The sequence below is a fragment of the Streptomyces sp. FH025 genome, assembly GCF_017427025.1.
Lineage (GTDB): Bacteria > Actinomycetota > Actinomycetes > Streptomycetales > Streptomycetaceae > Kitasatospora.
The window spans coordinates 1-1046 of record NZ_JAFLNG010001231.1; the positions used below are offsets into that span (position 1 = coordinate 1).

The following is a 1046-nucleotide window of genomic DNA, read 5'->3' on the forward strand; positions in this document are numbered from 1 at the left end:
AGGGCGTCCACCTTGGGGACGACCAGCTGGTCGGTGAACTCGGCGCCGTCGGCGACGTACACCTTGGCCGCGCCGTACTCGCCCGCCTTGGCGGCGATGTCGGCGGCCGCGGCACCCGCGCCGAGGACGACGGCGGACGGCTCACCGATGCGGCGGGCCAGGGTCAGCAGTTCGAGGGCCGGCTTGCGGACCACACCGTCGGCGTGGTCCACCAGCACCAGGATCTCAGCCATGATTCGTTGCTCCTGATCGATCGTTGGATGCGCTGACGAGTGGGACTAGATGAACTTCTGGTCGGCCAGGAAGCCGGCGAGCTGCTTGCCGCCCTCGCCCTCGTCCTTGACGACGGTGCCCGCGGTACGCGCCGGACGCGCCGCCACCGACTCCACCGCCGTCCACGCACCCGCCAGACCGACCTCGTCCGCCTCGATGCCCAGGTCGTCCAGGTCCAGCGACTCCACCGGCTTCTTCTTCGCCGCCATGATCCCCTTGAACGACGGGTACCGGGCCTCACCCGACTGGTCCGTCACCGACACCACCGCCGGCAGCGCCGCCTCGACCAGCTCCGTCGCCGCGTCACCGTCACGACGGCCCTTCACCACACCGCCCTCGACCGACACCTCGGACAGCAGCGTCACCTGCGGCACACCCAGCCGCTCCGCCAGCAGCGCCGGCAGCACACCCATCGAACCGTCCGTCGACGCCATACCACCGATCACCAGGTCGAACCCGGTACGCTCCAGCGCCTTCGCCAGGATCGCCGACGTCCCGATCACATCCGAACCGTGGATGTCGTCGTCGTTCACGTGCACGGCCTTGTCCGCACCCATCGACAGCGCCTTGCGCAGCGCGTCCTTCGCATCGTCCGGACCGACCGTCAGCACCGTCACCTCGGCGCCCTCGTTCGCCTCCGCGATCCGCAGCGCCTGCTCCACGCCGTACTCGTCCAGCTCCGACAGGAGGCCGTCCACGCCCTCCCGGTCCGTGGTGTGGTCGTCCGCGAAACGACGGTCACCCGTCGCATCCGGCACGTACTTCACACAGAC

1 protein-coding gene and 1 pseudogene are annotated in these 1046 nt (G+C 69.8%); both read right to left on the reverse strand.

Annotated elements, in window-relative coordinates:
* Window positions 1–233, reverse strand: a pseudogene (locus J0670_RS38610) (electron transfer flavoprotein subunit alpha/FixB family protein); the annotation flags it as partial.
* Between the two features lie 45 nt (window positions 234–278).
* A partial coding sequence (locus J0670_RS38615) for an electron transfer flavoprotein subunit beta/FixA family protein (RefSeq protein WP_243438123.1) occupies window positions 279–1046 on the reverse strand: 768 nt, incomplete at its 5' end.